A 3,364-nucleotide genomic window follows, 5' to 3' on the forward strand; every position below is an offset into this window, starting at 1 on the left:
ACCATGTCGAGGTCGCCGCCGGCAACCACCAGGTTCGACCCGCCGCCCAGCACGAGGACCGGAACGCCGGCGGCATCGAGGGCCCCGACCGCGGCCGTGACCGCGTGGGCCGTCTCGCACTCCAGCAGCGCGCGGGGGCGACCACCGATGCGCAGGGTGGTGAGATCGGCCAGGCGGGGATCGGGGACCACGCGGAGACCGGCCACGTCGGATAATCCGCGGATCACGTCGTCGGCGTGGTCAGCGGTGCGGCGATCGGAGGAGGGCGGGAGCACGCGTCCGAGAGTAACCGCCCCCTTGTAGGGTTTGACCCCATGGCGACCCGCTTCTCCCACTCGGCCCACATCGACGCCCACCTCGAGACCGTGTTCACCTCGTACGGCGACGAGGCCTTCTGGCACGACCGCATGGCCGCCATCGGCAGCCCCCACGACACCCTCGACGCGTTCGAGACCACCGGGGACTCCACCACGGTCACGCTGACCCAGCACATCCCGGACGAGGACATCCCGGACGTGGCCCGCAAGGTCCTGCCCGGCCGGTTGATCATCGTGCGGACCACCACGTATGCCGACTTCGACGGCGAGCGGTTCTCGAGCTCCGCCCGCGCGGAGGCCGCCGGCGGGCTGGGGGTCATCGACGGAGGCTCGGAGGCCGTCTCGCAGGGCGGCGTGGTGGTGGAGTCCGCGACGGGCCAGGTCAAGGTCTCCGTCCCGCTGCTGGGCGGCAAGCTGGAGAAGCTGGTCGTGTCCCACCTGACCCGGTTCTTCGACGCCGAGACGCAACACCTCAACCGCTGGACCGCCGCCCGCTGACACCGCGTCGGCACGCCGCTGACAACGCTGACACGGCGCTGACCTCGCGTCCAACACCGCGCTGACCTCGGGTTCTGCGATCCGGGCCGGCATCGGCGACAATTGGCGGAATGCACCCGCGGCACGACACCCAGCGACTCCCCGTCCACGACCGACCCGGCGTCCAGCACGCCGAGACCCAGCAGTTCGCCACTGCAGCGGCCGGTGACCGGCCTGACCGCGGCGTCACCGGAGACACCGACCGGAAGCGCCGCGGCCCGATGATCGCCCTGATCGCCGCGATCGCCGTGGTGGGCCTGGTCGCCGGGGTGGTGGGGCTCGAGTTCGGCACCCGCAACGCGGTCGAGAACCGGATCCAGGAGGAGGTCACGGCCTCCCTCGGCAGCCCGGCGCAGGTGGAGTTGGGCGCGCGCCCGGTGATCCTGTCGTACTTCGGCGGTGACCTGGGCACCGTCCGCATCACCACCGACGGCAGCCCCGCGGAGGGCGGAGGCGGCCCCGCCCCCGCGATCGACATCACCGCCGAAGGGGTCAGCTCGGCCGACGACCTCACCTACGTGGACTCGCTGACCGGGACCGCCTTCGTCTCCGACCAGGCCATGTCCACCGCCGCACAGCAGGATTCCGCGGGCGACAGCATGCTCGGCGGTCTGATCCAGGTGCAGGAGATCGTCTCGGACCCGGCCTCGGGCACGCTCCGTGTCTCCATCAGCGGCCTGGCCGAGGCGATCGTGACCCCCCGGTTGATCGGCGGAAACCTGGAGATGGATCCGTCCCAGGCGTCGATCCTCGGTTTCGCACTGCCGCCCGAGCTGCTCGGCGGCACCGTCTCGATGATGGACTCCGCTCTCGCCGAACTCCCCGAGGGCGTCCAGCTGACCGGGGTCCGCGTGGTCCCGGGCGGCATGGTCGTCGACCTCAGCGGACGCGACGTCGTGCTGGAGTCGACCCGGTAGTCGACTGCCGGTCGCACGGCACACTGAACCCATGCGCCTGCTGATCATCGCCGACACCCACGTCCCGACGCGCGCCCGCGATCTCCCGCCCCGGGTGTGGGACGAGGTCGACGGTGCGGACGTGGTGGTCCACGCGGGCGACTGGATGGACGTGGCACTTCTCGACGCGGTGGAGGAACGCTCCACCCGGTTGGTCGCGTGCTGGGGCAACAACGACGGACCCGAGTTGCGCGCCCGGGTGCCCGAGGTGGCTCGCGTGACCCTCGAGGGGGTGCGGGTGGCGGTGGTGCACGAGACCGGGCCGTCGGCGGGCCGGGACAGGCGCATGAGCGAGGCCTATCCGGACACCGACGTCCTGGTGTTCGGTCACTCGCACATCCCGTGGGACACCACCGCGGCGAACGGCTTGCGGTTGCTCAACCCGGGTTCCCCCACCGACCGCCGTCGGCAGCCGTACTGCACGTACATGACCGCCACCCTCGCCGGCGGCCTGGTGGGCGAGGTCGAGCTGCACCGGCTTCCGCCGACCCGGTAGGTGGCGCCGGGCGGCGGCCGACGGATTCTGCCACCCTGGGACGTATGACCACCGAAGCCACCATGCGTGCCGTGACCCAGTACTCCCTCGGCGATCCGGACGTCCTCGTCGTCTCCGAGCAGCCCCGCCCCGAGCCGCGGACCAACGAGATCCTGGTGCGCGTCAGGGCCACCAGCGTCAACCCCACCGACTGGAAGCACCGCGGGAACGGCGGGTTCCTCGGGGAGCCGCCGTTCGTGCTCGGCTGGGACCTGTCCGGGGTCGTCGAGGCGGTCGGCATCGGAGTGGCCCGGTTCGCCCCCGGCGACGAGGTCTTCGGCATGCTCTCCTACCCGTTCGGGCACGGCGCCCACGCTGACTACGTGACCGCGCCCGCGGCCTGGTTCGCCCCCAAGCCCGCCTCTCTCGGCCATGTGCAGGCCGCCGCGTTACCGCTGGTGTCCCTGACCGCATGGCAGGCGCTCGTGGAGTACGCCGACATCCAGCCCGGTCAGCGGGTGCTGATCCACGCCGCCGCCGGCGGGGTGGGGCACGTGGCGGTCCAGATCGCCAAGGCCCGGGGCGCGTACGTGATCGGCACCGCCAGCGCCGGCAAGCACGGGTTCCTGCGAGACCTGGGCGTGGACGAGGCGATCGACTACCGCGAGGTGGACTACGCCGAGGCCGTCAGCGACGTGGACGCCGTGCTGGACACCATCGGCGGTGACACGTCCACGCGTTCACTGCGCACCCTGCGGCCCGGCGGGATCGTGGTGTCGATCCTGCCGGTGGGGTCGAAGGACTTCTTCCGCGAGGCCGAGGAGCTCGGCGTCCGGGCGATCCGCATGCTCGTCGACTCCTCCCGGCACGACCTGGTCTCCGTCACCGAGCTGGTGGAGCGGGGTGAGCTGCGGGCCAGCATCGCCGAGGTCTTCCCGCTCGAGCAGGCGGCGGAGGCCCACCGGCGCGGGGAGACCGGCCGGACCACCGGCAAGATGGTGCTCACCACCGACTGAGGTCCGGCCCCGCGCGGTGCCGGCGGGGTCAGCCCTCCGGGAAGCCCTCGAGCACCGCGCGGC

4 protein-coding genes and 1 pseudogene are annotated in these 3,364 nt (G+C 72.1%); 4 read left to right on the forward strand and 1 reads right to left on the reverse strand.

Annotated elements, in window-relative coordinates; genetic code table 11:
* Positions 1-227: pseudogene (gene murB, locus G6021_RS17295) on the reverse strand (UDP-N-acetylmuramate dehydrogenase); the annotation flags it as partial.
* Between the two features lie 87 nt (positions 228-314).
* Between murB and G6021_RS09015 the strand changes: the two are divergent.
* The 4 genes from G6021_RS09015 (at position 315) to G6021_RS09030 (ending at position 3,301) form a co-directional block, all read left to right on the forward strand.
* Positions 315-815 (forward strand): DUF2505 domain-containing protein, encoded by a 501-nt coding sequence (locus G6021_RS09015; protein ID WP_179523415.1) that lies wholly within the window; start codon positions 315-317, stop codon positions 813-815.
* A gap of 110 nt (positions 816-925) precedes the next feature.
* The gene (locus tag G6021_RS09020; protein ID WP_182641107.1) at positions 926-1,771 is read left to right on the forward strand and encodes a DUF2993 domain-containing protein; all 846 of its coding nucleotides are present in this window, start codon (positions 926-928) and stop codon (positions 1,769-1,771) included.
* Between the two features lie 31 nt (positions 1,772-1,802).
* Positions 1,803-2,306: a metallophosphoesterase gene (locus tag G6021_RS09025; RefSeq protein ID WP_182641108.1), complete on the forward strand. Its 504-nt coding sequence runs from the start codon at positions 1,803-1,805 to the stop codon at positions 2,304-2,306.
* Positions 2,307-2,350: 44 nt separating this feature from the next.
* Positions 2,351-3,301: an NADP-dependent oxidoreductase gene (locus G6021_RS09030; RefSeq protein ID WP_182641109.1), complete on the forward strand. Its 951-nt coding sequence runs from the start codon at positions 2,351-2,353 to the stop codon at positions 3,299-3,301.
* Positions 3,302-3,364: the final 63 nt, after the last annotated feature.

It is taken from the genome of Dietzia sp. CW19 (assembly GCF_014145265.1).
GTDB lineage: Bacteria > Actinomycetota > Actinomycetes > Mycobacteriales > Mycobacteriaceae > Dietzia > Dietzia natronolimnaea.

What these genes read in the sequence shown, in the direction of transcription:
- G6021_RS09015 (WP_179523415.1), top strand. Translation starts at nt 315, where the DNA reads ATGGCGACCCGCTTCTCCCACTCGGCCCACATCGACGCCCACCTCGAG.
- G6021_RS09020 (WP_182641107.1), top strand. Translation starts at nt 926, where the DNA reads ATGCACCCGCGGCACGACACCCAGCGACTCCCCGTCCACGACCGACCC.
- G6021_RS09025 (WP_182641108.1), top strand. Translation starts at nt 1,803, where the DNA reads ATGCGCCTGCTGATCATCGCCGACACCCACGTCCCGACGCGCGCCCGC.
- G6021_RS09030 (WP_182641109.1), top strand. Translation starts at nt 2,351, where the DNA reads ATGACCACCGAAGCCACCATGCGTGCCGTGACCCAGTACTCCCTCGGC.